This is a genomic window from Thalassospira sp. (assembly GCF_048059015.1).
Lineage (GTDB): Bacteria > Pseudomonadota > Alphaproteobacteria > Rhodospirillales > Thalassospiraceae > Thalassospira.
On record NZ_JBLLNT010000003.1, the window covers coordinates 425,073 to 450,209 of the forward strand.

Annotated in this window: 22 protein-coding genes and 1 pseudogene; 10 read left to right on the top strand and 13 right to left on the bottom strand. The window is 53.5% G+C overall.

What is annotated here, in order from left to right; genetic code table 11:
- Positions 1-45: 45 nt before the first annotated feature.
- Entirely contained in the window at positions 46-1,197 is a 1,152-nt protein-coding gene (locus ACMZ66_RS05950) for a pyridoxal phosphate-dependent aminotransferase (protein ID WP_416935382.1), read from the bottom strand.
- 77 nt (positions 1,198-1,274) lie between these two features.
- A complete protein-coding gene (locus ACMZ66_RS05955) occupies positions 1,275-2,663 on the bottom strand; it encodes a gamma-glutamyltransferase (protein ID WP_416935384.1) in 1,389 nt (462 codons plus the stop codon).
- Between ACMZ66_RS05955 and ACMZ66_RS05960 the strand changes: the two genes are divergently transcribed.
- The 3 genes from ACMZ66_RS05960 to ACMZ66_RS05970 all read left to right on the top strand — a co-directional run bounded on the left by ACMZ66_RS05960 (position 2,650) and on the right by ACMZ66_RS05970 (position 5,564).
- On the top strand, positions 2,650-4,005 hold the full coding sequence (locus ACMZ66_RS05960; protein ID WP_416935386.1) for a M48 family metalloprotease: 1,356 nt from the start codon (positions 2,650-2,652) through the stop codon (positions 4,003-4,005). The two genes, ACMZ66_RS05955 and ACMZ66_RS05960, sit on opposite strands and share 14 nt — an antisense overlap.
- Positions 4,005-4,727 (top strand): hypothetical protein, encoded by a 723-nt coding sequence (locus tag ACMZ66_RS05965; RefSeq protein WP_416935388.1) that lies wholly within the window; start codon positions 4,005-4,007, stop codon positions 4,725-4,727. The genes ACMZ66_RS05960 and ACMZ66_RS05965 overlap by 1 nt, the downstream gene beginning before the upstream one ends.
- A gap of 75 nt (positions 4,728-4,802) precedes the next feature.
- Complete coding sequence (locus ACMZ66_RS05970) at positions 4,803-5,564, top strand: DsbA family protein (RefSeq protein WP_416935390.1); 762 nt, start codon at positions 4,803-4,805, stop codon at positions 5,562-5,564.
- A 134-nt stretch (positions 5,565-5,698) separates the two neighbouring features.
- Here the strand turns inward: ACMZ66_RS05970 and ACMZ66_RS05975 are convergent, their stop codons facing one another.
- Both ACMZ66_RS05975 and thiS read right to left on the bottom strand, forming a co-directional pair.
- A complete protein-coding gene (locus tag ACMZ66_RS05975; protein ID WP_416935632.1) occupies positions 5,699-6,508 on the bottom strand; it encodes a thiazole synthase in 810 nt (269 codons plus the stop codon).
- Positions 6,509-6,694: pseudogene (gene thiS / locus ACMZ66_RS05980) on the bottom strand (sulfur carrier protein ThiS); the annotation flags it as partial.
- A gap of 297 nt (positions 6,695-6,991) precedes the next feature.
- On the opposite strand from thiS, the gene ACMZ66_RS05985 reads away from it, so the two are divergent.
- The 5 genes from ACMZ66_RS05985 (at position 6,992) to ACMZ66_RS06005 (ending at position 10,554) form a co-directional block, all read left to right on the top strand.
- Positions 6,992-7,309 (top strand): type II 3-dehydroquinate dehydratase, encoded by a 318-nt coding sequence (locus ACMZ66_RS05985; RefSeq protein WP_416935392.1) that lies wholly within the window; start codon positions 6,992-6,994, stop codon positions 7,307-7,309.
- 11 nt (positions 7,310-7,320) lie between these two features.
- On the top strand, positions 7,321-7,770 hold the full coding sequence (accB, locus tag ACMZ66_RS05990) for an acetyl-CoA carboxylase biotin carboxyl carrier protein (RefSeq protein WP_416935394.1): 450 nt from the start codon (positions 7,321-7,323) through the stop codon (positions 7,768-7,770).
- 17 nt (positions 7,771-7,787) lie between these two features.
- The gene (gene accC, locus ACMZ66_RS05995; RefSeq protein WP_416935396.1) at positions 7,788-9,137 is read left to right on the top strand and encodes an acetyl-CoA carboxylase biotin carboxylase subunit; all 1,350 of its coding nucleotides are present in this window, start codon (positions 7,788-7,790) and stop codon (positions 9,135-9,137) included.
- Between the two features lie 234 nt (positions 9,138-9,371).
- A complete protein-coding gene (gene aat, locus ACMZ66_RS06000; RefSeq protein ID WP_416935398.1) occupies positions 9,372-10,019 on the top strand; it encodes a leucyl/phenylalanyl-tRNA--protein transferase in 648 nt (215 codons plus the stop codon).
- Between the two features lie 52 nt (positions 10,020-10,071).
- Complete coding sequence (locus ACMZ66_RS06005; RefSeq protein ID WP_416935400.1) at positions 10,072-10,554, top strand: GNAT family N-acetyltransferase; 483 nt, start codon at positions 10,072-10,074, stop codon at positions 10,552-10,554.
- A 75-nt stretch (positions 10,555-10,629) separates the two neighbouring features.
- Here ACMZ66_RS06005 and serA read toward each other — a convergent pair whose 3' ends face one another.
- Entirely contained in the window at positions 10,630-11,871 is a 1,242-nt protein-coding gene (gene serA / locus ACMZ66_RS06010; RefSeq protein WP_416935402.1) for a phosphoglycerate dehydrogenase, read from the bottom strand.
- A 240-nt stretch (positions 11,872-12,111) separates the two neighbouring features.
- Between serA and ACMZ66_RS06015 the strand changes: the two genes are divergently transcribed.
- Positions 12,112-13,299 (top strand): GNAT family N-acetyltransferase, encoded by a 1,188-nt coding sequence (locus tag ACMZ66_RS06015; RefSeq protein WP_416935404.1) that lies wholly within the window; start codon positions 12,112-12,114, stop codon positions 13,297-13,299.
- A gap of 41 nt (positions 13,300-13,340) precedes the next feature.
- On the opposite strand, the gene ACMZ66_RS06020 is transcribed toward ACMZ66_RS06015, so the two are convergent.
- The 7 genes from ACMZ66_RS06020 to ACMZ66_RS06050 all read right to left on the bottom strand — a co-directional run bounded on the left by ACMZ66_RS06020 (position 13,341) and on the right by ACMZ66_RS06050 (position 22,146).
- Positions 13,341-15,023 carry a methyl-accepting chemotaxis protein gene (locus tag ACMZ66_RS06020; protein WP_416935406.1) on the bottom strand — a complete coding sequence of 561 codons (1,683 nt, stop codon included), beginning with the start codon at positions 15,021-15,023 and terminating at the stop codon, positions 13,341-13,343.
- Positions 15,024-15,034: 11 nt separating this feature from the next.
- A complete protein-coding gene (locus ACMZ66_RS06025; RefSeq protein ID WP_416935408.1) occupies positions 15,035-15,580 on the bottom strand; it encodes a hypothetical protein in 546 nt (181 codons plus the stop codon).
- 604 nt (positions 15,581-16,184) lie between these two features.
- The gene (locus tag ACMZ66_RS06030) at positions 16,185-16,724 is read right to left on the bottom strand and encodes a hypothetical protein (RefSeq protein ID WP_416935410.1); all 540 of its coding nucleotides are present in this window, start codon (positions 16,722-16,724) and stop codon (positions 16,185-16,187) included.
- Between the two features lie 109 nt (positions 16,725-16,833).
- Positions 16,834-19,155, bottom strand: a complete 2,322-nt coding sequence (gene clpA, locus ACMZ66_RS06035) for an ATP-dependent Clp protease ATP-binding subunit ClpA (protein WP_416935412.1) — start codon at positions 19,153-19,155, stop codon at positions 16,834-16,836.
- A 3-nt stretch (positions 19,156-19,158) separates the two neighbouring features.
- Positions 19,159-19,485: an ATP-dependent Clp protease adapter ClpS gene (gene clpS / locus ACMZ66_RS06040; protein ID WP_008890601.1), complete on the bottom strand. Its 327-nt coding sequence runs from the start codon at positions 19,483-19,485 to the stop codon at positions 19,159-19,161.
- A 292-nt stretch (positions 19,486-19,777) separates the two neighbouring features.
- On the bottom strand, positions 19,778-21,100 hold the full coding sequence (locus ACMZ66_RS06045; protein WP_416935414.1) for a phasin family protein: 1,323 nt from the start codon (positions 21,098-21,100) through the stop codon (positions 19,778-19,780).
- A gap of 296 nt (positions 21,101-21,396) precedes the next feature.
- Positions 21,397-22,146, bottom strand: coding sequence for a hypothetical protein (locus ACMZ66_RS06050; protein WP_416935416.1), 750 nt, complete (start codon positions 22,144-22,146; stop codon positions 21,397-21,399).
- Positions 22,147-22,359: 213 nt separating this feature from the next.
- On the opposite strand from ACMZ66_RS06050, the gene ACMZ66_RS06055 reads away from it, so the two are divergent.
- Positions 22,360-23,628 (top strand): serine hydrolase, encoded by a 1,269-nt coding sequence (locus tag ACMZ66_RS06055; protein WP_416935418.1) that lies wholly within the window; start codon positions 22,360-22,362, stop codon positions 23,626-23,628.
- A 92-nt stretch (positions 23,629-23,720) separates the two neighbouring features.
- Here the strand turns inward: ACMZ66_RS06055 and pgmG are convergent, their stop codons facing one another.
- Entirely contained in the window at positions 23,721-25,136 is a 1,416-nt protein-coding gene (gene pgmG, locus ACMZ66_RS06060; RefSeq protein ID WP_416935420.1) for a phosphoglucomutase/phosphomannomutase PgmG, read from the bottom strand.
- Position 25,137: the final 1 nt, after the last annotated feature.

A 25,137-nucleotide genomic window follows, 5' to 3' on the forward strand; every position in this document is an offset into this window, starting at 1 on the left:
GCCCATCGGGCAGCCCTTCTTCGTTAGCGGTTACTACTGGTTAATTCAGCGTTTCCAGCTCTGCAGCGCCTTGACCGCACCGATCATGGTTTCTTCGCTATGCGCGAACGAGAAACGCACATAGCCCTTGCCGCGCATCCGGTCAAAATCGGTGCCGGGCGTTGTGGCAACCCCGGTTTCTTCAAGCATCTGGCGACAGAATGCTTCACTGTCTTTGGTCAGTTCACGGACATCGGCATAGAGATAAAACGCGCCATCAGCCGGGGCGAATTTGGTGAAGCCTGCCTTTGGCAATCCATCAAGCAAGATTTCACGATTGCGCGCATAGGCCGCGATATTGGCTTGAAGTTCTTCTTCGCAATCAAAGGCAGCGACTGCGGCGACCTGTGACAGTGCCGGGGCAGAGATGAACAGGTTCTGCTGCAGGCATTCCACCGCACGCATCAAATCTGGCGGGACAATCGCCCAGCCCAGACGCCAGCCCGTCATGGAAAAGTATTTCGAGAAGCTGTTGATGATGATGGCCTCATCACCGAACTCAAGGGCGGTGCATTCGGCCACATCGCCAAAAGAAATACCCTGATAGATCTCGTCACTGATCAGGCGAATGCCGTTATCGCGGCAGTAAGTTGCCAGTTCGCGGTACGTTTCAACATCAATCATGCTGCCAGCCGGGTTTGACGGGCTGGCAACGATCAGACCATCAACCGGCTCGTCCAGATCACGCAACATCTGAACGGTCGGCTGGTAATGGGTTTCAGGCCCTGCTGGCAGATTGACCGTATCAATGCCAAGCGCGCTTAGAATGTTGTGATAGGCCGGATAACCCGGTGCAGCCATGGCAACACGGTCACCCGCATCAAAGGCCGCCAGAAACGCCAAAACAAAGATCGAAGATGATCCGCTGGCAACGCAAACGCGGGCCGGATCGACCGATACGCCAAACTTGGTTTTGTAATGCCCGGCAATCGCTTCGCGGAGCGGATCAATCCCCATGGCGTTGGTATAGCCGATCAGATCAAACTCGAGCGCCTTGGCAGCAGCTTCGCGGACCTTGCGCGGGGCTGGCGTGCCCGGCTGGCCCACTTCAAGATGATAGACAGCTTTGCCTTCCTTCTCACGCGCATTGGCCGCGCGCATCACATCCATAACAATAAAGGGCGAAATCGCACCGCGAAGGGACTGTTTCAAAGCCATCTGTGGGGTCCTGAGTTGTTTAATATGCAACAGGGCAGAAAGATCATAATCCCCTGCCCTGTTTGATCGTCGTCTGATTAACGGGTTCCGGCCATGCCGCCGCCTGCCGGATCGGCAATGAATTGGCAGCTTTCCGGATGGGGTGGCGTTCCTTCAAGGCAGCGAATGATATTCACCGAAGAAGGCCCGTTGGAATTAAGGGCAATACCCGATGCCGAACCGGCACCAATCAAATCTTCGGCCATGGTCGCGATCTGTTTGGTCGCACCAGCCGGGGTACCAGTTCCGGCAATCCCGTAATAATATTCCCAAACAAACGGGTTCACCATCAAGGCCGGGCCCATCAGCGGCGTTGCCGCCTGTGCCGCGTCACCCGCTGCCAGGTTCAAACCAAAGGCTTCGGCACCAAGGCCCGCACCAAACGGGGTGTTCATGGTGGTGACACAGGCCACGGCATTCGCCGCACGGTCGACTACGACGAAACCACTCCGACCTGCTGATGCCTGACCAGACTGGTTGCCCGACGTGATATCGGCCAGATAACGGTTCAGGATATCGGCAAGCTCACCACCCTGCGTGATGACATTCGCGCCATTGGTCGAACGCGGCGGATATGCCAGATACAGCGTTTCATTACCAACTTTGACCTCGGTCGCGGCTTTCCATTCAGGGCGATAGCCACGCATGTCGTCAGCCGTCAGCGTACCACCAGCAGCCTCAACCGCATTGGCGATATCCGCACCAAGCGCACCATTATAAAACTCGCCCGGGCCTTTAACGCGAAGCGACGTCAGAAGGGCCGCAAGGTTCACGGAACGAATACGATCGCCAACTTCAAGCGTCTTGCCATTGGGCATAAAGATTGCGCTAAGCGACGGACTTGCGGCGATGCGATCGCGGTTTGCTTCGATGTCATTGACCAGCGAACGCGATACCGGCACACCAAGACGGGCATATTGTTCAGCCTGGCTTAGGAGCGATCCCCACTGCAGGCGGCCATAGCGCGCGCTAAGCGCATAAAGACCGCGCGGGACTGCCGGAATGGTGGTTGCGGTCTGGCTTGCGCTGGTCCGTGTGCCTGCGCGTGGCCAGAAATCAAGAACTTCGACCTTATTGCTTTCGCGGTCATGGACAACGCAAACGCCGCCGCCACCGATCCCGGCAACCGATGATTTGGTCACCGTCATGGTCGCATACAGCGCCACAGCCGCATCCGCCGCCGTCCCGCCAGCCGAAAGAACATCACGCGCATTGCGCACTGCGCGCGGCTCATCACCGACCACGCCACCGAAGTAACCGGTAACTGCCCCTATTTGACCAAGATTTTCTGTATCAGTACTACTGCAGGCAGCAAGACCGGCAGTCATTGCGATTGCAAACGCGATCCGCCATGATGGCTTGCGCGTCGGCATTGAACCGACATCAGTCGAACGAAAATATGGAACGCACATTTTGCTCAGACGCATTATTACTCTCACTGCCATTTTCCTCGTTGCCCTGCCTAGCACGGTTTTTGCGCAGGGTCGTTCTTTTATCCGCGATACCGAGATCGAAGAAACCCTTCGGATGTATGCCACGCCCATTTTCAGGGCAGCGGGCCTAGATCCGAATGGTGTGTCCATTTATATCGTTTCCGACAACAGCTTGAACGCATTTGTTGCCGGGGGGCAAAAGCTTTTTATCAATACTGGGCTGTTGTTAAAAGCACAAACTCCCGAACAGGTTATCGGCGTTATGGCCCACGAAACCGGTCACATATCCGGCGGCCATCTTTCGCGCGTTCATGATCAGCTGCGTAATGCGACGGCAATCTCCATTCTTTCGACCATTGCCGGTGTCGCAGCAGGCGTTGCTGCGGGCCGGTCTGATGTTGGTACGGCGGCCATTCTGGGCGGCCAGAACGTTGCCACCCGTAACTTCCTTGCCTATTCGCGCACCCAGGAAAGCAGTGCCGATCAGGCCGGTGTGAAGTTCCTGACCAATGCGGGGATTTCATCGCGCGGTGTCTTGGAGTTCATGCAGACCCTTGAAGGACAGGAATTGCTAAGTACGGCGAGTCAGGACCCGTATCTTCGAAGCCACCCCTTAACCACCGAACGTGTCGAGTTTTTGGCAAATTACGTTGCCAACTCACCACTCAAGGATGCTCGGGTCAGTGATGAGCTTTACGAGCGCCATGCCCGAATGCGCGCCAAGCTGTTTGCCTTTACCAACCATATTCAAAATACGCTGCGCACTTATCCCGAAAGCGACACCAGCATTTCGGCTCGTTATGCCCGCGCGATTGCCTATTACCGGGATTCGCAGCTTGAACCAGCATTGAAGCTGATTGATGAGCTGATTGCCGATGAACCCAACAACGCCTTTTTCGAAGAACTTAAAGGGCAGGTTCTTTTGGAATTCGGACGCGCACGCGATGCCATCGCCCCGCTTGAAAAATCAACCGAGCTTTCCGGTAACGCCCCCTTGATCAGACTTCTTTTGGCGCATGCAATGATTGAAACCGGTGATGCAGCCTATCTCGATCCGGCAAAAAGCCACCTGATTGGTGTGTTGTCACGTGAACGTGGTAATGCATCGGCCTGGCGGTTCCGTGCAATCGTTGAAAACCGTCTTGGTAATGAAGGTGAAGCGTCGCTTTCACAGGCGGAATACAGTCTTCTGACCGGAGATCGCAGTGCCGCAAGCTATCACGCGGTTCAGGCCGACCGGAAACTTGAAAAGGGAACGGCTGCCTGGCTTCGCGCGCAGGATATCTTGCAGGCCACCAATCCCGATGGAGTCCCAGGCAAGGACAAGCCGAATTGATGTCGGCATCCGGTTTGCAAACCGGCACGCCGACCCAAAACCGATCTTTGTTCACAAAGGCACGTTTGTTCGCGTCACTGATCGCAGTGGCGGGCGCGCTTGGCGTTGGCAGTTGCACATTGCCTGACGCCGGTGTGGATGCCGCAGGCGACCTTAAACTTCTCTATGCGCCCTTCTCGCTTTCTAATCCGCCGCGTTACTGGTCTGTCAAACAACGGCCATTTGGCTCGGTTCAGATCAGGAACGAAAATGGATCTGGTCTCGCAGAACCGCTGGCATGGCAGGATAAGGACGGCAGGATCGCCTTGGCCGCACGACCCGGTGTTGGTTTTTTTGAACTTGGTCGACGCACCAACGTCATTGTTCTAGCATCCCCGTATCTGTCGTTTGACTGGCAACTTAACAGTACCGCCCAGATTGGCGATGTTGAGTTGGTGCTGGGTTTCCGGCAACAGGATCAGGGAAGCTGGTCCGAGGGTGATCTGGGATCGGGCAAACCACCAATTGATCAGCTGGTGCGCATCCCGGTCGGTCAACCAACGGTGCGTTACGGTGAATGGCAAAGGGAATATTTTGATCTATCGACACTTTATCGCCGCTACTGGCCTGATGAGCCAAGTGACGAAGTCCGGCTGGTTTGGGTTGGCATCACGTCAGGTGCGGAACACAAACCGGCTGTGAGTGCGATCACCTATATGACGCATATTTTACTTTCCCGTTAGCAGCGTGATCACGTATCACAAAGACATGACATTCAACGACAGGTCATGAAACGCCTGATGATAAAAGGACGCCCCATGAATTCTCGGATCGTTAAACGCTTTCTTGGTGCCACGGCACTTGGCGCAACCATGATGTTTGGCGCGCAGCCTGCCCTTGCCGATGAGGCGCTTAGTGCTGATCAGAAAGCAGAAATCGAAACTGTGATTGAAAAGTATCTCATCGAAAACCCGGATGTGCTGCTGCGCGCCATTCAAAATGTTCAGGTTTGGCAGGCCACTGAAAAAGCGCGCGAGCAGTCCGAGGCCATCACCCCGGTTTGGGATGCGCTTGTCGCGGATAGCTCCGTTCCGTCTATCGGCCCAGTTGATGCGCCAGTGACCGTGATCGAGTTCTTTGACTATCACTGTGGCTATTGCAAACGCGCCTTTGAAGGCGTGATGGACATCGCCGAAGAATATGATGGCAAAGTCCGTACCATCTTTGTCGAATTCCCGATCCTGCGCGAAGAAAGTGCGCATGCTGCCCGTGCTGCATTGGCTGCGGCAAAACAGGGCAAATACATGGAAGTGCACGAAGCCTTCATGAATAACCGTGGTCTTTTGGATGCCACGCGCATCGACGAGCTTGCCGCGACCGCGGGCGTGGATGTTGCTAAAATGCGCGAAGACATGAAGTCCCCGGAAATCAACGGCATGCTCGCACAATATTCCGCCATGGCACGCTCGATCGGTGTTAGCGGCACACCAGCCTTCCTCGTTAACGGCTCGCTGGTATCGGGTGCGGATATGGAACGCGTTGAAGGGCTGGTTGAAGCAGGTCTTGAAAAAGCATCCTGATCCAAAACGGATCGTGCTTTTGACAGGCTGACTACATTTGCAGTTCGCTTGTTACGCAAACTCAATAAAACGACAAAGGGCCGTTTCGATATTGAAACGGCCCTTTGTTTTAATGCGTCATACTTCGTGTATGATCAGATGATCCCGGCAAGCGGTGAAGACGGATCAGCGTATTTCTTTTTCGGCATACGGCCCGCAAGGAACAATTCACGACCGGCAATGATCGCGTGCTTCATTGCACGTGCCATACGGATCGGGTCTTTTGCCCCGGCAATCGCCGTATTCATCAAAACACCATCACAGCCAAGTTCCATGGCAACAGCCGCGTCAGATGCGGTACCAACACCGGCATCAACCAGAACCGGCACATTGGCGTTTTCCTTTATCAGGGCGATATTGACCGGATTCAAGATGCCCATACCCGATCCAATCAGGGAACCAAGCGGCATGATGGCGCAGCAGCCCATATCTTCAAGCATCTTGGCCTGAATGGGGTCATCGCTGCAGTAAACCATCACATCAAAGCCGTCCTTGATCAGTGCTTCGGCAGCTTGCAGAGTTTCTGGCATGTTTGGATACAGAGTTGCCTGATCACCAAGCACTTCAAGCTTCACAAGGTTCCAGCCCCCTGCTTCGCGGGCCAGACGCAGTGTGCGGACCGCATCATCAGCCGTAAAGCAGCCCGCAGTGTTGGGCAGATAGGTGTATTTCTTCGGATCGACATAATCGACCAACATCGGCTGGTTCGGATCGGTCAGGTTTACGCGACGCACGGCAACCGTGACGATCTCGGCACCGGATGCTTCGATGGCGATTTTGGTTTCTTCGAAATCCTTGTATTTGCCGGTACCGACCAGCAAACGGGATGAAAATTTCTGACCGGCAACAACAAAACCGTCGTCATCCGCCGCGGCAAGATCAGCTTCTTGCGATCCGCCACCGATGAAATGGACGATCTCGAACTTGTCACCATCTAAAAGCGGCGTGTCGCCATAAGCCGTTTTCGGAACGATTTCGAGATTGCGTTCAACCGCAACCTTGGTCGCGGCGATCCCGAGTTCACCAAGCAATTCAGCAACATTTCCGGCATTTTCGATATTGCGGTCTTCACCGTTGATCGTCAGGCGCATCTTTTTCGTTCAATCCCTGTGGTATCAAAATCTTCATGATTGCCGCGCAGTATGCGCAGCAGCGGGGTTTGAAGCAAGCTGTCTTCCAAGGCTTTTGCACATTGCTGATGCGCATGGGTTGGAAACGGGTGCAGTTCGTTTCAGGTTCCCGACTTTGGCAGATTTTCTTTAACGCCACTGCAAAGTTGCGTCAGACTTTGGTCGTGTTATAAACGCAACACCGAATGTTGGGTATGTGGGAACGGATAACATTCTGGTCATCAACAAAGATCAGTCCGGAATTGACCCCGCTGACACATGCCTGAATTGAATGTCCTTGCGGCAAGAACAAAGGTGATCTGGTTGACAGGTTTTCCCAAAAACCGACAAGAAGACTCTGGCATTCTTGGCACGGCTGAGGCATATACGCACACATCGGTTGCGATCCTCGATGCTGTCGCGGCATCAGATTTGCCGAACATTGAGGTCCATCTGTCCAAAATTTTTAAGCGGGACACGTTAAGACACACTTCTAACGTCTCGAAAGCTGCAAACGGTATGATCTATGGCTTTGGCTCCCAGAGCTCTTCAGACGCCCTGGATGCCATGCGCGGATTGATCCACACACCATCATAAAAGATATCGAAATGAGCAAGTTCAACATCGACAATGACGCCATTCGCCAGCTCGCCGAGCTGCTGGACGACACCAATCTGACCGAAATTGAAGTTGCCGCTGGTGACAACCGTATTCGCGTTGCCCGTCAGGGCACCATGGTTGCCGCTGCACCGGCTGTGGCACCTGTTGCTGCGGCTGCACCGGCTGCGCCTGCGGCTGCTGCACCGGCTGAAGCTAGCGCGCATCCGGGCGCTGTAAAATCACCGATGGTCGGTGTCGTTTACTTCGCACCGGAACCGGGTGCTGCGCCATTCATCGCGGTTGGTTCGTCGGTTTCCGAAGGCCAGACCCTGATGCTGATCGAAGCGATGAAGACCTTCAACCCGATCCGCGCACCGAAATCTGGTAAGATCACCCAAATCATCGCGACCGACGGCCATCCGGTCGAATATGACGAACCGCTCGTCATCATTGAATAAGCCGGGGTAAGTACCGCATGTTCGACAAAATCCTGATTGCCAACCGCGGCGAAATCGCGCTCCGTATTCAGCGCGCCTGCCGTGAAATGGGCATCAAAACTGTCGCAGTGCATTCCACCGCGGATGCCGATGCGATGCATGTCCGTTTGGCCGACGAATCGGTTTGTATCGGTCCGGCTGCGTCAAAAGACAGCTATCTGAATATTCCAGCCATTCTTTCGGCTGCTGAAATCACCGGCGCAGAAGCAATCCATCCGGGATATGGCTTCTTGTCGGAAAATGCCGACTTCGCCGCCATGGTTGAAGAGCACGGCTTTGCCTTCATCGGCCCGACGGCAGAACATATCCGCATGATGGGTGACAAGATCACGGCAAAACAGACTGCTGAAAAGCTTGGCATTCCGTGTGTTCCGGGTTCTGACGGTGAAATCACGTCTGTTGACGAAGCCCGCAAATGCGCCAAGGACATCGGCTATCCGGTTCTGATCAAGGCATCGGGCGGCGGCGGCGGTCGCGGCATGAAAGTGGTAGAGCGCGAAGAAGATCTTGCCGAAGCATTTTCCATGACCCGTAAGGAAGCATTGCAGAACTTTGGCAATGCGGCAGTTTACATGGAAAAGTACCTTGGCAAACCGCGTCATATCGAATTGCAGGTCATTGGCGACAGCCATGGCAATGCGGTTCACCTGTTCGAGCGTGATTGCTCGTTGCAGCGTCGCCACCAGAAGGTTCTTGAAGAAGCACCGTCTCCGACCCTGACACCGGAAGAACGCCACCGTATCGGTTCCACGGTTGCCAATGCCATGATCGGCATGGGCTATCGTAACGCTGGCACGATCGAGTTCCTCTATGAAAATGGCGAGTTCTATTTCATCGAAATGAACACCCGTCTTCAGGTGGAACATCCGGTCACCGAAATGATTTCGGGTGTTGACCTTGTGCGTGAACAGATCCGCGTTGCGGCTGGTCTTGAGCTTTCATTCAAACAGGAAGACCTTGAAATTCATGGTCACGCCATTGAATGCCGTATCAATGCCGAAGATCCGCAGACCTTCGTTCCGTCACCGGGCAAGATCAAGGAATATCATGCACCAGGTGGTCTGGGCGTGCGCGTTGATAGCGGCATCTATGCTGGCTATTCGATCCCGCCCTATTACGACAGCATGATTGCAAAGCTGATCGTGCATGGCCGTGACCGCGAAGAATGCATGATGCGCCTGCGCCGTGCACTGGCTGAATATGCGATTGGCGGCATTAAAACCACCATCCCGCTGCACCAGACCCTTCTTGCCAACCCGGACATCCAGAAAGGGGATTACGACATCCACTGGCTGGAAAAGTTCATGGGCATGAAGAAAACGCTGTGATCAGCGATTGCAACGATTTTAAACGGGAACCTTCGGGCTCCCGTTTTTTTGTGTCTACCCCTCAAAGTAGGGCGTCCATTTTGGTTGGCTTGGCATCAAAAAGTTAATCAAACTGCTCTAACATTTCCATTTATGCTAGATGGGTTGCATGCCTGATCTTGTCTGGCACGGGCAAGTTGCTCATATGTAAATGGACGTCATTGAGACAGGATTGGAACAATTATCACTGCGATCATGTCGAACCAGCTGACCCCTGATCTGTTGATCCGAGCCTATTCCGTCGGCCTGTTTCCCATGGCCGAAAGCCACGATGATCCAACGCTTTACTGGATTGATCCGGAATGGCGCGGTGTATTGCCGCTTGACGGTTTTCATGTGCCGCGCAGTCTGAAAAAGGCCGTGCGCAAGGGAACCTATAAAATCCACGTCAACCGTGCCTTCCCCGATGTTATTCGCGCCTGTGCGGAACCCACCGACACGCGTGATGATACATGGATTAACAGCAACATCCTTGATGCCTATTGCGCGCTTCACAAGATGGGCTGTGCCCATTCGATTGAGGCCTGGAAGGATGGCGAGCTGGTTGGCGGCCTGTATGGCGTAAGCCTTGGTAAGGCATTCTTTGGCGAAAGCATGTTTTCGCGTGCAACCAACGCCTCAAAGATTGCCCTTGTCCATCTGGTCGCCCTGATGCGTCAAGGCGGGTTCAGCCTGCTTGATACGCAGTTCGTCAATGATCACCTCAAGCAATTTGGCGTTTTGGAAATCCCGCGCGAGCGGTATCGCAATGAATTGGCCAAGGCACTGGCCGGGCGGGCAAATCTTCCGTTTGAGGTTGAACCGGAATTTCTTGAACTCACCCTTGCAGGCAGCGATAGTTAGGCACGTTTGCGCCAATATGGCGCACCACCCTGCCCCATATTGTGAGCCATCTATGCACATTCGCCCTGCCACCCAACAAGATATCCCCGCCATTCTTGAAATCGTCGCCCCCACATTGCGTGCCGGTGATACCTACGCAATTGATAGCGACATGAATGATGATCAGGTCATTGCCTATTGGATGGGACCAGACAAGGTCACATTGGTCGCCGAAGAAGATGGCAAGATCGTTGGCACGTATTACATTCGTCAAAATCAGGGCGGCGGCGGATCACATGTTTGCAATTGTGGTTACATGACATCCCCCAAGGCCACCGGGCGCGGTATTGCGCGCCGGATGGGTGAGGATTCTTTTGTCCGCGCCAAGGAACTTGGTTACCGGGCCATGCAGTATAACTTCGTCATCGAAAGCAATGGCGCAGCGGTGCATCTATGGCCAAAGCTTGGCTTTGAAATTGTCGGTCGCCTGCCCGGTGCTTTCATGCATCCGACATTGGGCGAGACCGATGCATTGGTGATGTATCGCAAGCTTTAGGCTGCAAATATTCCGATAGAAAAAGGGCGGGCACCATTGGCACCCGCCCTTTTTCGTTTTCAGTAAACCGTTTGATCAGAACAGGAAGCGGACACGGAGCGTGCCTTCGATCGCTTCAAGCTCCTTGCGCACGCCAGCACCCGGTTTGATTTCTTCGTCGACTTCGACAACCACGTAACCAACGCCACCTTCAGAACGCAGGAACTGGCCGCTGATGTTGATGCCACGCGATGCAAACACATCGTTGATCTTGAGCAGAACGCCCGGGACGTTGCGGTGAATATGCATGAAGCGGGTATGGGTGCGATCCTTGACCGGAAGCGATACTTCCGGGAAATTCACAGCACCAAGGGTCGAGCCATTGTCGGAATAGGTGATCAGCTTGTCGGCAACTTCGATGCCGATATTTTCCTGTGCTTCCTGGGTCGAACCGCCGATATGCGGGGTCAGGATCACGTTGTTCATGCCACGAAGCGGGCTTTCAAACAGCTCATCCTTGCCAGCAGGCTCAATCGGGAACACATCAAGTGCCGCACCAGCCAAATGGCCGCTTTCAAGGGCTGCTGCCAGATCATTGATCACGATGACATTGCCACGTGCTGCGTTGATCAAATGCGCGCCCTTTTTCATCTTGGCGATTTCGGCTGCGGTGATCATGTTTTTGGTCTGCTCGTTGGCCGGAACATGCAGCGACACCACGTCGGATTTCGCCAGAAGCTCGTCCATCGAAGCACAGGAATTGGCGTTGCCCAAAGCAAGCTTGTTGACCACGTCATAATAAATGACGTTCATGCCAAGCAATTCAGCCAGAACTGAGAGCTGCGATCCAATATGGCCATAGCCGATAATACCAAGGGTCTTGCCACGCGCTTCATAAGAGCCAGTGGCATTTTTCAGCCAACCGCCTTCATGGGCCGCCGCATTACGCTGCGGAATGCCACGAAGCAGCATGATGATCTGACCAAGGACCAGTTCCGCAACCGAACGGGTGTTGGAATACGGTGCGTTGAAGACCGGAATGCCGCGCATCGCAGCAGCCTTGAGATCAACCTGATTGGTACCAATACAGAAGCAACCGATAGAGGTCAGCTTGGATGCGGCATCAATAACTTCTTCAGTCAGTTTGGTGCGGGAACGAATACCCAGGAAATGCGCATCAGAGACAACGGACTTCAGTTCGTCCGCGTCGAGCGCAGCTGGGTAATGGTCGACATTAGAGTAGCCGGCCTCTTTGAACATCTTTACAGCGTTTTCATGGATACCTTCGAGCAGGACGATCTTGATCTTGTCCTTCTCCAACGAAAGTTTGCTGTTCACGGCGCACCATCCTTTTCTTCGCGAGGGCGACACGGGAAAATCCCGAGCCGTTTATCAGGCCGTTCCGTAACGGCCCGTGGCCCAATGAAATAGGACTTAGAAGCGCTTCCGTCAAAGGCTTTCCCTTGCGTAATATTGCATTGCGCCTATCTTCTGAACGCATATACCGGCTAATGCGTATAAAAATAAGGGCCCGGACGTGAACCGGGCTGATCAGGGACCAGCTGTGGGAATATAAATTTGGCTGTCGAAATCAAAACCGTGACCGATATCCACAAGGTTGGACAGGTCCAATGGGACAAATGTGCTGGTTCTGACAACCCGTTTGTCAGCTTTGCTTTCCTGTCCGCCATGGAAGACAGCGCATCGACAACCGCCCAAACCGGATGGCAGCCCTTTCACCTTGTTCTTGAAGGAGAAGACGGAAATGCAATCGGCATCGTTCCGCTCTATGTCAAAGCCCATTCATATGGCGAATATGTTTTTGACTGGAGCTGGGCGGAAGCCTATGAGCGCGCAGGCGGGCGATATTACCCAAAACTGCAATCAGCTATCCCGTTTTCCCCTGTCCCCGGCCCAAGATTGCTGGTTGCACCTGACCATCCGGATCCAGATAGCATCCGACGCATCCTGATTGACGGGCTTGCGATGCTGCCCGAAAAACTCGGTATGGCGACGTTACACGTCACGTTCTGTCATGGTGATGAAAGCCAGATGATGGAAGATGCTGGCTTCTTGCGCCGCACGGGCATCCAATATCATTGGCGCAATCGCGACTATCAAAGCTTTGACGACTTTCTGGCGGCCCTGAATTCGCGCAAACGCAAGAACCTGCGCAAGGAACGCAAACAGGTACTGGATGCCGGTTACAGTTTCAAGGCGCTGCGCGGTGATGAGCTTAAGGCCGCGCACTGGGACCGGTTTTATCATTTTTATCACGACACGTCGGACCGCAAATGGGGGCAGGCCTATTTAACGCGTGAATTCTTTGAACTGCTGCATGAACGCATGCGTGATCGCACCGTTTTGGTCAGTGCGTTTCGTGATGGGGAAATGGTTGCTGGCGCGCTTAATCTGATCGGGTCGGAAACGCTTTATGGGCGCAACTGGGGCACGATGGATCGCACCCCGCTTTTGCATTTCGAGACCTGCTATTATCAGGCAATTGATATCGCGATTGAAAATGGCCTTAAAACGGTCGAGGCCGGCGCACAGGGCGAACACAAGATCCAGCGCGGCTATGAACCCGTCATCACCCATTCAGCCCACCTGATCGCTGATCCGGGACTAAAGCGCGCTGTCGCCCAGTTCCTGCGTCAGGAACAAAATCACATCGCGCAAGATCGTGACTATATCCTGGCTGAACACAGCCCCTATAAGCAGGTTGCGGAGCAAACCCCAGCGGATACTTCAAAGAAAAAGGCGTGAGGGTTACTCACGCCTTTTTTGAAATGATCTAGCTGGCTGAACTAGACAGTTCGAACGTCATCAAGGAAGCCATTCACATGGCTTCTAAGTTCATCATTGGCCGCAGCCAGCCGCCCGACACTATCAAGCTGACCGTTCGACAAATCGCCGCTTTCGGTTGTCGCATCGGCAACGCTTTTCACAGCATTGGAAATGGCGACATTGCCATTGGCCGCCCCTTCGACACTACGCGAGATTTCCTCGGTCGCGGCCCCCTGTTCTTCGACCGCACTGGCAACGACCGACATCAGTTCATCAATTTTATGAATGGTGTCGGCAAAGCCACGCACGGCTTCGGAAGCAGCGCCAGTTTCGCTTTGCATCTCGGCGATTTTCGCAGTGATTTGCTCGGTCGCCTTGACGGTCTGGGATGCAAGGTTTTTGACCTCGCCCGCAACAACGGCAAAGCCCTTGCCCGCCTCACCCGCACGGGCACTTTCAATGGTCGCATTAAGCGCCAGAAGGTTGGTTTGATCCGCAATGTCACTGATCAGATTAACAACCTCGCCCACACTTTGGGCTGCTTCATTGAGCTTCTCGACCCGTTCATTGGTGCGTTCCGTTTCACCCACAGCGACCTGAGTGATTTGCGTAATCCGGGCTACCTGCGACGAGATTTCGGCAATTGATGCCGAAAGCTGTGCGGTTGCGGATGCAACGGTTTCGATGTTGCTAGACAATTCTTGGGCTTGTTCAGCAACATTCTGCGCATCCTGATTGGCCCGAACCGCATGCGATGTCAGCGTTTCGGATGCCGATCGGACCTCGGCCAAGGCAGCATTCACCGATGTCAGAACGTTTTGAATTTTTGAATCGAACCCTTGGGTCAGAACCCCCATACGTTTGCCACGCTCGGCCTGACGTTGGGCTTCGACCTTTTCCTGTTCCGCCATACGCGCACGCTCGCGCGCATTTTCGCGGAAGACTTCAAGCGACTTGGCCATCGCCCCCACTTCGTCGGTACGCTTCATGTCAAGGGTTTCGATATCAAGATTACCCGATGCAAGGCTTCCCATTGCTTCGGTCATTTTGCGGATCGGTGCTGCAATCATCCGCGACAGTGTTCCGCCAAACAGTGCTGCCATCGCAATCAGAAGCACAACCCCCACACCAAGCGTGATCTGGAAGATGCGCATTGCTTGATCGACTTTGCTTTCCACATCAAGGATCAGCTCATCAATGTTTTTGGCAAGCGCCGACGCGATCATACTGACCTGATCAGACAGATCACGCGGCTCGCCCGATGCTTCGATCGCGCGGGCATGGTTGACGGTCAAATAGTGACGCATCAGTTTGGCCTGCTCGCTTGCGATTTCTTCCCAACGGTCAATCGCACCATCCATCTGTTCGATCAGTTCAGCAACCTGTGGGTTGATCGTCATGTATGTTTTCAAAACGTCGGTTCGAATATCGATCTCTTCGAGCGACTTCTGATAACTGGTCAATCCGTTTCGATCCCCCGTCGTCAGGAAATAGATGAGCTCCTGACGCGCCATCAGGTACGACCGGTCCAGATTGCGGTAATCGCGTTCGAACTCGGACAGATAGTCGCGTTGTTCATTGGCATTTTTGACCTGCATGGTCGCAAACATGCCGGCCGCCGCGACCATCAGGATCACGCCGATCATCACGGCGAAACAAGTGGTCAGCTTTGCGGGAATGGAAAGGTTTTTAAAGAATTTCATGGCGTTTCTCCCTACCGGCTGCTGAGACGCGCGAGTTCGTTAAGATTGACCTCGATGGTCACAGCACCAATCGGCTGACGCTGCGCGTTGCTCATGGTCATGTTGAGTTGCGAACGCCAGGTATCGGAGTCTTCGTTATATTCGGCCTCGTCAATAAAGACCGCGTCGGGACCATTGGGATATGTGTTCTGAAACTTGCCTTCGTCACCTTGCCAGAAGTCCGACGTGATCGAGCTTTGCCCGACATTCAGCCCCACGGCATCCATGACGAAAATCTCGGCAAACAAGCCACCGGATCGTGCCTGGATCTGTGTCAGGTAACTTGAAAGCGGATTGGTCAGAATGGCGGCAACAAGCGGCTGGTCGTCTGCTTCGCGCTCAGCCCGCCATTGTTGGTCGGCCGCGTCAATTTCCGCCTGCGTCATGTCTTTGCGCAGTCGGTTCTGCGAATTGATCGACAATTCGACAACAGGATTGGCCAGCCATTCGCGGATATCACGTATCACTGCATCAGTGATCAATGTGTTGGGGTCACCGGGCAGCTCTGCTTTGGCCATAACAGACCCTGGCGTGGCAACCAATGCAGCCAACATACCCGCGAGGATCATACTTCTTGTAGACAACATCGGCGTCACTCCCAGATTTTATTCTTGAGGCTTTAACCAACTATCTTTAAGTATGTGTACCTATTCTTACGAAAACAATACTATACTCAGTGGAATGGAAAGTGATCCGTTGTGGAACCACAGCAGAAGACCTTTCACACATTGGATATGTGAATTACAAACACTCAGACAAGAGTGTCACTGCATTCGATGGGAAATGGGCAAGAAAAAAGCGGCGGTAAAACCGCCGCTGAGTTTGGTTGGGACACGAGCAAACTGCAGAAGATTACGTTGTTCCAGGCGCGAAACGCGCCCCTGCAAAGAACAACTGTCCGCGATGACCTAAGCAGGAACCGTGCCAGTTTTTATAATTCTGGAAAATCCGATGTTTTTTGCCACTTCTGTGGGGTTATCCACCCTGTACAGAAGGAGAGTATAAAGGCATCTTTGCATTTCAAAATGCAAATATTGCAAAATGCAATAAATGATCTTTGCATTTTGCAAAGCGCAGTTCCAGACAAAAATCTTCAAGTCCGTCGAACGCGCCCTTGGCGGGCTATTTTTTGCGTTTTTTCTTGCGCGCACCAAAGTTCAAAAGTGCCGGCGCCTTTTCGATGATTTCTTCAAGGATGGATTTGGCCGCATCAAGATCATCACGCGCGGAGGCATCTAACTGACTGATATATTTCGGCTCCGAGATCATCCGCTCCGCCTCATAGAGCGTGCGCAATTCACTTTGAAACATCTCGCGCGCACCTAAAGGAAGGTTTTCCTTGGCACTCATAACAAAGAAGAACTTCAAGCTGGTTTTGATCACGATGCGCAGCATCAGGACCTGAAGTTTATGGAATTGCTCTTCGAGCTCTTCTTTCTTGGGATGCTTTTCAAGCCGCTTGAGGCGTTCGGCAATGATCAAAGACAGCGCTTTGAAGTTATCGACCTCTTCACGGAACGGGCGATAGCCGGTGATGTCCGATTTATCGGCACTTTTCTCAAGCGCATTGGCCAAGGCAACCAATTTACGCGCACGCAACTCCAACCGGGAGACAAACTCCTCGACTTCCGTGCGGTATTTCCTCTGTGCAGCTTGGCTCATCGCGCTTCTGATATTCTTTTATAATTAATTGGGCCCGGGAATATCCTTCCCGGGCCTCAATCTATACTGCCAATGATTAACAACAAGCTCAAACCTTGAAACTGATTTTTCAACCAGCCATTTCAGGGTTCTTTTTCTGTTGTTTCTTGTCACTTTCATCTTCTGGATAGCGGAAGGTGACAGCATCATCTTCGATATCAACCAGAACAGCCCCACCTTTGGAAAGCTTGCCAAACAGCAATTCCTCGGCGAGCGGCTTTTTGACATGCTCCTGAATAACGCGGCCCAACGGACGCGCACCAAAGGCAACATCATAACCGCGCTCTGCCAACCAGCTGCGCGCGGCTTCGGTAAGTTCGATCGACACGTTACGATCCGCAAGCTGGACTTCAAGCTGCAAGATGAACTTGTCGACAACCATTTTGACGACTTCCGGCTGCAGGTTGGCGAACGGAATAACCGCATCCAGACGGTTACGGAATTCCGGCGAGAAGGTGCGCTTGATCGCTTCTTCATCTTCACCGACGCGCATCTCGCGTTTGAAGCCGATTGGCGGCTTGGCCATGTCCGATGCGCCCGCATTGGTCGTCATGACCAACACGACATTGCGGAAATCGACCGTCTTACCGTTATTGTCGGTCAGCTTGCCATGATCCATCACCTGCAGAAGAATATTGAACAGGTCCGGATGGGCCTTTTCAATTTCATCAAGCAGAACAACCGCATGCGGATGCTGATCAACAGCATCGGTCAGAAGACCGCCCTGATCAAAGCCAACATAGCCCGGAGGCGCACCGATCAGGCGTGAAACGCTGTGGCGTTCCATATATTCCGACATGTCAAAGCGAACGAACTCGATCCCCATGACAGTCGCAAGTTGCTTGGTGACCTCGGTCTTACCAACACCGGTCGGGCCAGAGAACAGATAACTGCCAATCGGCTTTTCCGGTTCACGAAGGCCCGCACGGGCAAGCTTGATCGCACTGGCAACCGCTTCGATCGCCTTATCCTGACCAAACACCACGGTCTTAAGATCACGCTCAAGATTTGCAAGCGCCTTACGATCATCGGTCGAAACCGATTTTGGTGGGATGCGGGCAATTTTCGCAACGATCTCTTCGACGTCACGCTTGCCCACAGTACGCTTGCGCTTGCTTGGCGCGACCAGCATGCGCGATGCACCGACCTCGTCGATCACATCAATAGCACTATCTGGACGCTTGCGATCACTGATATAGCGTGACGCAAGCTCAACTGCCGAACGAATGGCTTCGTTGGTGTATTTGACCTTGTGGTGATCCTCGTAATAGGGCTTCAGGCCCTTAAGGATCTTGACGGTATCTTCTTCAGACGGCTCTTCGACATCGATTTTCTGGAAACGACGCACAAGGGCGCGGTCCTTTTCAAAGTGACCACGGAATTCCTTATAGGTGGTCGAACCGATGCAGCGCAAAGAACCACTCGCCAAGGCAGGCTTCAGAAGGTTCGATGCATCCATCGCACCACCCGACGTGGCCCCTGCCCCGATCACGGTGTGAATTTCATCAATGAACAGAACAGCACCTTCGTACTCTTCCAGTTCCTTGACGACCGCCTTCAGGCGCTCCTCAAAGTCACCGCGATAGCGCGTACCGGCCAGAAGCGCACCCATATCAAGGGCGAAAATCGTGGCGTCAGCCAGAACTTCTGGCACATCACCATCATTGATCCGGCGCGCCAGACCTTCGGCAATGGCCGTTTTGCCAACACCCGGATCACCAACATAGAGCGGGTTATTTTTCGTACGGCGGCACAGGACCTGAATGGTGCGGTCAATCTCGCTCTGACGACCGATCAGCGGATCGATCTTGCCTTTCTGGGCCTTGGCGTTGAGGTTAACGCAATAGGCCTTAAGCGCCTCACCTTCGGCAGGAGCACCATCTTCACCTTCTGGTGATGACATACCTGCAACCGGTTCTTCATCCGCACCACGCGGGATGCGACGTTCATTAAGCTCGGTCGCCTTGGCAATTCCATGCGAGATATAATTCACCGCATCAAGACGGGTCATGTCCTGAAGCTGCAGATAGTAAACCGCATGCGATTCACGTTCGGAGAAGAGTGCGACGAGAACGTTCGCCCCGGTGACCTCTTCGCGACCGGATGATTGCACATGGATTGCTGCGCGCTGAATGACGCGCTGGAACCCTGCAGTCGGCTTGGGATCAACCAAGCGCGCACTGATCAGGCCGGAAAGTTCGCTGTCGGCGAATTCCAGAAGGTCGGACCGAAGACGATCAATATCGACGCGGCAGGCTTTCAGCACTGAAAGCGCGTCCTGATCTTCGGTCAGCGACAAAAGAAGATGTTCAAGAGTGGCATATTCGTGCCGGCGCTCTGACGCATATGCGAGCGCACGATGCAGGCTTTCCTCAAGATTGCGCGATAGCATATGTCACTCCTTCTCTAAGGTACACTGCAGCGGATGTTGGTTCTGGCGGGCCAGATCCATGACCTGGTTCACCTTGGTTTCCGCTATTTCGTAAGTGAACACCCCACATACCCCCACACCTTTGCGGTGTACCTGAAGCATGATTTCGGTGGCCTCTTCCCGACCCTTTTCAAAAAACCGTTCCAGTACGTGAACGACGAATTCCATCGGTGTGTAGTCGTCATTCAGCAACAGCACCTTGTACATGGACGGCTTTTTCGTCTTGGGCCGTGTCTTTGTTACGATCCCCGTGTTCGGCAGATCAGTGCCGTCATTATCCTGTTCAGTCATCGTCTACTTACCGGAACCCTTATTTTCTGCATGAACTCCATGATAGGTCATTGCCAAACTCTTTCAAAGGCCGCAGCGCGAATTACACGCTTAAATTATTGTCCATCTTCAATTCATGTAGGCTGAGAATAACCCGCTGCAAGATCACCGAACAAACTTCGTTGAATTGATTTTCTTCGCACAGCAGAAAACCGCGATTGTCGCGCGACCGGCAAAGAAAAAGCGGACATGACAAGAAGTCATGCCCGCTTTCAAAACCTGAACCAGGTCTGTGAAAATACGTTTAGCCGTATCATTTCATCACAGCATTTGTCGCCTTGCTAAAGGCATTGAAGCTGTCAGTGATCGCAGCAAGCATGATTTCCTGAACTTTCTCACCCTCAGCAACGCTGCTTTCATAATAGCGGCTGACGATTTTACCATGCAGTTCCTGAAGGTCAGCAAGGCTTTCAACCTTGGTCATCGCATCAAGATCGCTTTGGGATGCTTCGAACTCTTTCTGCATCCATGTCGCAAGCTCGGTGCCGATCCCGCCGGTTTTTTCAAACAGGGTCAGGGTCGCCTGCCAAACTTCTTCAAAGCTTTTTTTCTGAGTATCAATCAGATCTTCGTACTGAGCCGCAACCCGCGATCCCGCGCCGGAAAAGACATCGGCCTGACCGGTCATGGTTTCAAACATCTTGTTGAATGCCTCATTGGCTACCGACACGCCATCTTCAAACGCATCATTGCTTGCGGTCATGATGGCTTCGATTTCCGGGGTCTTCCAAAGTTCCATATAAGGCTCCATCGCCGATGTATCCATGAACATCGACCCAAAACCAAATACGTCACCAAGCACAGATGGTGCGGGCGCTGCTTTCGGCTTTGCTGCGATCTTTGGTTCTGCCGGTGCAGCAGCAGCCTTTTTTGGCGCAGCTTTGGCAGGTGTTGCTTTTTTCGGGGCGGCAGATGCGGCCGTTTTGGTCGTTGCCGCGGATTTGCTTTTGGTGGTCACGGTACTGGCCTTTTCGGTTTTGGGTAAGGATGCGGGCGCGGTTGCTTTTGGTGCCGCCGGTTTTGACTTGGCAGCGACCTTTGCAGCACTCGGCTTTGCAACAGGTTTTGCCTTCGCGCTGGCTTTGGCAGGCGCAGGCTTGGTTGGCTCGGACTTGGCTTCGACTTTCGCAGGCGCCGGGCTTGGCGCCTCTGGCGCACTGGTCGCTGGTTTGGGCGCTGCTGCTTCAGCCGGTTTAGCTGGCGCAGCCGAAGCCTCCGAAGATGCTGTCGGCGCACTTGCGACTGCTGCAGTCGGCTTGGAGATTTCTGGTTTTGCAGCCTCAGCCACCACCGGTTTCTCAACTGGGACGGCCTTCTCAGCCGGGGTCGCGGGGGCCGCAGCACTTGCAGTTGGTTTGGAAACAGGCTCTGAAGGCTTTTCGCTGACAGCCGGTTCGGTTTTCTGAGCAGCGGCCTCGATTTCTGATGATGTCATCACCACGCGCTTTACTGGCGCATCCTGAGTGGATGCTGGCGCGGGTGCCGTTTTGCTTTCACCTGCAGCAGAGGCGACTTTCGCCGGTGCAGAGGACTTTGTTCCTGATTTCCCAGAAGTTTTCTGCTTGGAAACAGCCATTGCCTCAACCTCCTGATTGACGGGATACTCATCCCGGCTCAATGTTGCATTGCAACATAACCCTAGATGGAATTACCGCCACAGGTCAAGCACACTTTAGTGACATTCTTTACACAGCCACGCTGACAATCTGCTGTCGCACCGATTGAAAACACTGGAGCTTTTCCAACCTTCTCCAAAACCGAAGCCCAAACAAGGCATTAGCAAATTCGCTAATGTGCAATGCAACAGAAATAAAAAAGGGACACGTTTTTGCAACGCATCCCTTTTTCGAACCTGATGGTGGCAGCCCGGCTTTAACGCAGCATGTTTCCGCGAACAGTCCGATAGAAATCGCGGGAATCGTTGTTTCGGCTATAGGCCAGTTGCGCAGCACCCTGTGATCGAGCGTTTTCCAGCTCAGGCGGCACAGGCAGATCGCTCTCGATACTTGAATTACGCGTCAGCACATCGGGGAATGACAGCGCGCGCAGGTCATCAACACCAGACATCCAGGTCGCCATTGTGACATAGCCGGAAGAACAACCCAATGCGATCCAATAGTAATCATCGGAATAAAGCCGCAGCCCGTCACGGCTCTGCGTGCCGAACCCTTCGGCCTGAAGTGCGTCGGTAATGTCGATATAGGCATCACGATCAATGACATCGACGGCCTTTTCACCACCAAATGCGCCAAGCGGCGCATTTACCTCGACATTGATTTCTTTAACCTGCAACGGGCCGAACACGCGGCTGGTCAGATCAAATTGCTGATTGCCCCGATGCGGGGTCAGCTCGAACACGCGGACCTCTTTGTAAAATTCAGCATTATAGACAATGCGAATCTTGCCTTCGGCGTCACCTGCCGAACAGGCCGTACGCAGATCATCCGCATTCAAATAAGAAAACCAGGATGCCTTGCGTACAAGCGGGTTGCTGATGTCGTTCGTTGGCGTATATGCGCAGCCAGCAAGGCCTGCTGCTACAAGTGTGACAACACCTGCCCTATTAAATTTATGGCGCTGAACACCTATCTTATTGAGAACTGGGGCGATTAAACTAATCATTCGATCCTCGATTTTTTGCCGATCTGCGGATATAAAAGATACTTTCGCGTACAAAGATGGCCATCGCAAGGCCACGGTTCGAATAGCCGATTTTTGATCCTCTTAAACATTTGTTTAAGGCTGGGATGCGAGACTGAACTTATTTAGTTCTTGGGGACTACCGAAAGCCGAGCCCGTATAATGCCTTTTATGACACCTTCCGGGCCAAAAGCGATGGCCACAGCACCGCTCGTGACACGCAGCTTTTTCAAGCGCGCGTATCTGGCTGCGTTTTTGTGTCTTACAGCAATCCTTTTCTCGACCATCCTTGCGCCGACCAGTGCGATTGCTCGCACCTACACGGCGATGATCATTGATGGCGATTCAGGCGATGTGCTTCACGAATATCGCGCCGACCACAAGGTTTACCCAGCCTCGCTGACCAAGATCATGACACTTTACATGGTCTTTGACGCACTTGAGCGCGGTAAAGTTTCCCTGTCGACCCGCATGAAGGTTTCCAAACGTGCCTGGGGTCAGGCACCGTCGAAGCTGGGTCTTCAGGCTGGTGAAACCATCTCCGTCAAGGATGCGATCCTGGCACTGGTTACCAAATCAGCCAATGATATCGCCGTTGTTGTTGCCGAACATCTTGGCGGCACCGAGATTAAATTTGCCCAGATGATGACGTCTGAGGCGCGCCGGATTGGCATGACGCGCACCACTTTCCGCAATGCTTCGGGTCTTCCGAACCGCGGACAAATGACGACTGCGCGCGACATGATCAAATTGGCTGTCGCCCTTCGCAAAAACTACGGCAGCTACTACCACTACTTTGCGACCCAGAAGTTCCGCTTTGGCAACCGTACCTATGGCAACCATAACAATCTTCTGGCGTCCTATTACGGTACTGACGGGATCAAGACCGGCTATATCAACGCATCAGGCTTTAACCTTGTTGCGTCGGTCAATCGCAATGGCAAACGCCTGATTGGCGTTGTCTTTGGCGGCCGCACGGCACGAACCCGCGATGATCAGATGAAGAAGCTTCTTGATCAGGCCTACATCAAGCTGACCAAGGAAGGCGAAATCCTTGTCCCGCGTCCGCGCATCAGCCCTGAAGACAAGATCCTTCCTGCTGATGCACAGCTTCTGATGGCGAAACGCGCAACCCGCCGCGAAGCAGAACAGCCGGGCCGTATCGATACTGAAACCGTCGTAACGCGCCTGAAACCGGAAAGCGCAAGCGGCTGGGCCATTCAGGTTGGTGCCTTTAGCGATCAGCGTCGCGCCCAGGAAGCCGTTTTGGCCGCTGCGCGCACAGCACCAGATGTGCTTCGCTTAACGCGCGCTGCAGTTGAACAGCAGGCCAGCGGTACCGGTATCGTCTACCGCGCCCGTCTTCTTGGCTTTGACGGCGAGAACGAGGCACGCGCAGCCTGCGCAGCGCTTCGCCGCGAAAACGTTGCCTGCATCCCGGTAAACGCTGGTGATGCCGGCTAATCAAACAGCCTTAAGCGCACAGATACAAAAAGGGCCATCAGATCACTCTGACGGCCCTTTTCTTTTATCTAAAGTGCCAGCCTGGCTGGGGCTTAGTGCCCGCCACCCGGAGCAAAGAAGTCATCCGATGACAGCCCGCTTTTCACCAGCTGATCGGTAACTTGTGACTTAAGGCGCACTAGACCTGCATCATCGCCCGCTTCACAACGCGCAACGATGGCTGGCTGGGTGTTGGATGCACGTAGCAGCCACCAGCCATCTTCGGTACTGACACGCACACCATCAATGCCACTAACCTCAGCACCGGCTTCTGCCAAGCGCGAACGCACTTCTTCGATCAAGGCAAACTTGCGATCATCCGGGCAGTCAATCCGGGTTTCCGGGGTATTGACAGCAACCGGCATTGCATCACGCCACTCGGCAAGACTTTTGCCACTTTGGACCAAAATGCGATACAGACGGACAGCCGCATAAGTCGCATCGTCATAGCCATAGTAACGTTCGGCAAAGAAGATATGCCCACTCATCTCACCAGCGATCGGCGCCTTGGCTTCGATCATCTTGGTCTTGATCAGCGAGTGGCCAGTCTTCCACATGATCGCATCCCCGCCAAGACGGTTGACCTCGTCAAACAGGGTCTGGCTTGCCTTGACATCTGCAATGATCGCAGCACCGGGCTGACGTTGCAGAACGTCTGCGGCATAGATCTGCAGCAGCTGATCGCCCCAAAGGACGTTGCCATTGCCATCGATCACACCAATACGATCACCGTCACCGTCAAAAGCAACACCCCAATCGGCATTATGCTTAGCAACAGCGGCTTTCAGATCAACCAGATTGGCTTCAACCGTCGGATCGGGATGGTGGTTCGGGAAATTACCATCAATCTCATCAAACAGCAGATGATGGGTACCCGGAAGCTTTGCAGTCAATTTACGAACCACATCACCAGCAGCACCATTTCCGCAATCCCAGACAATCGTCATCGGGTTGGGAACATCACAATCAAGCTCAGCAACCAGGCGATCAACAAAACGGTCATCGACATCGATATCCGATGCCGTGCCCTGCCCGGTTTCAAAATCACCCGCAGCCGCAATCTTGCCCAGTTCCTGAATAGCTTCGCCAAATACCGACTTCCCGGCATTGAGCATCTTGAAACCATTATAGTTGGACGGGTTGTGCGATCCGGTCACCATGATCCCGGCATCGGTCTTTTCATCATAGACAGTGAAATACAACATGGGCGTCGGTCCACGACCGATGCGCACGACATCGCAACCAGTCGAAAGAATGCCATCAGCCAATGCCGCTGCCAGTTCTGGCGAGCTCAATCGTCCATCACGCCCCAACGCAACGCGTTTCCCGCCGGACCGGCGAACCATCGTACCAAATGCCTTGCCCAATGCATTGGCGTCAGCAGGATGCAACGTGTCCCCGACAATGCCACGCACGTCATATTCACGCAGTACCGAGCGATCAAAAGTATGTCCGGCGGAATTCGTCATA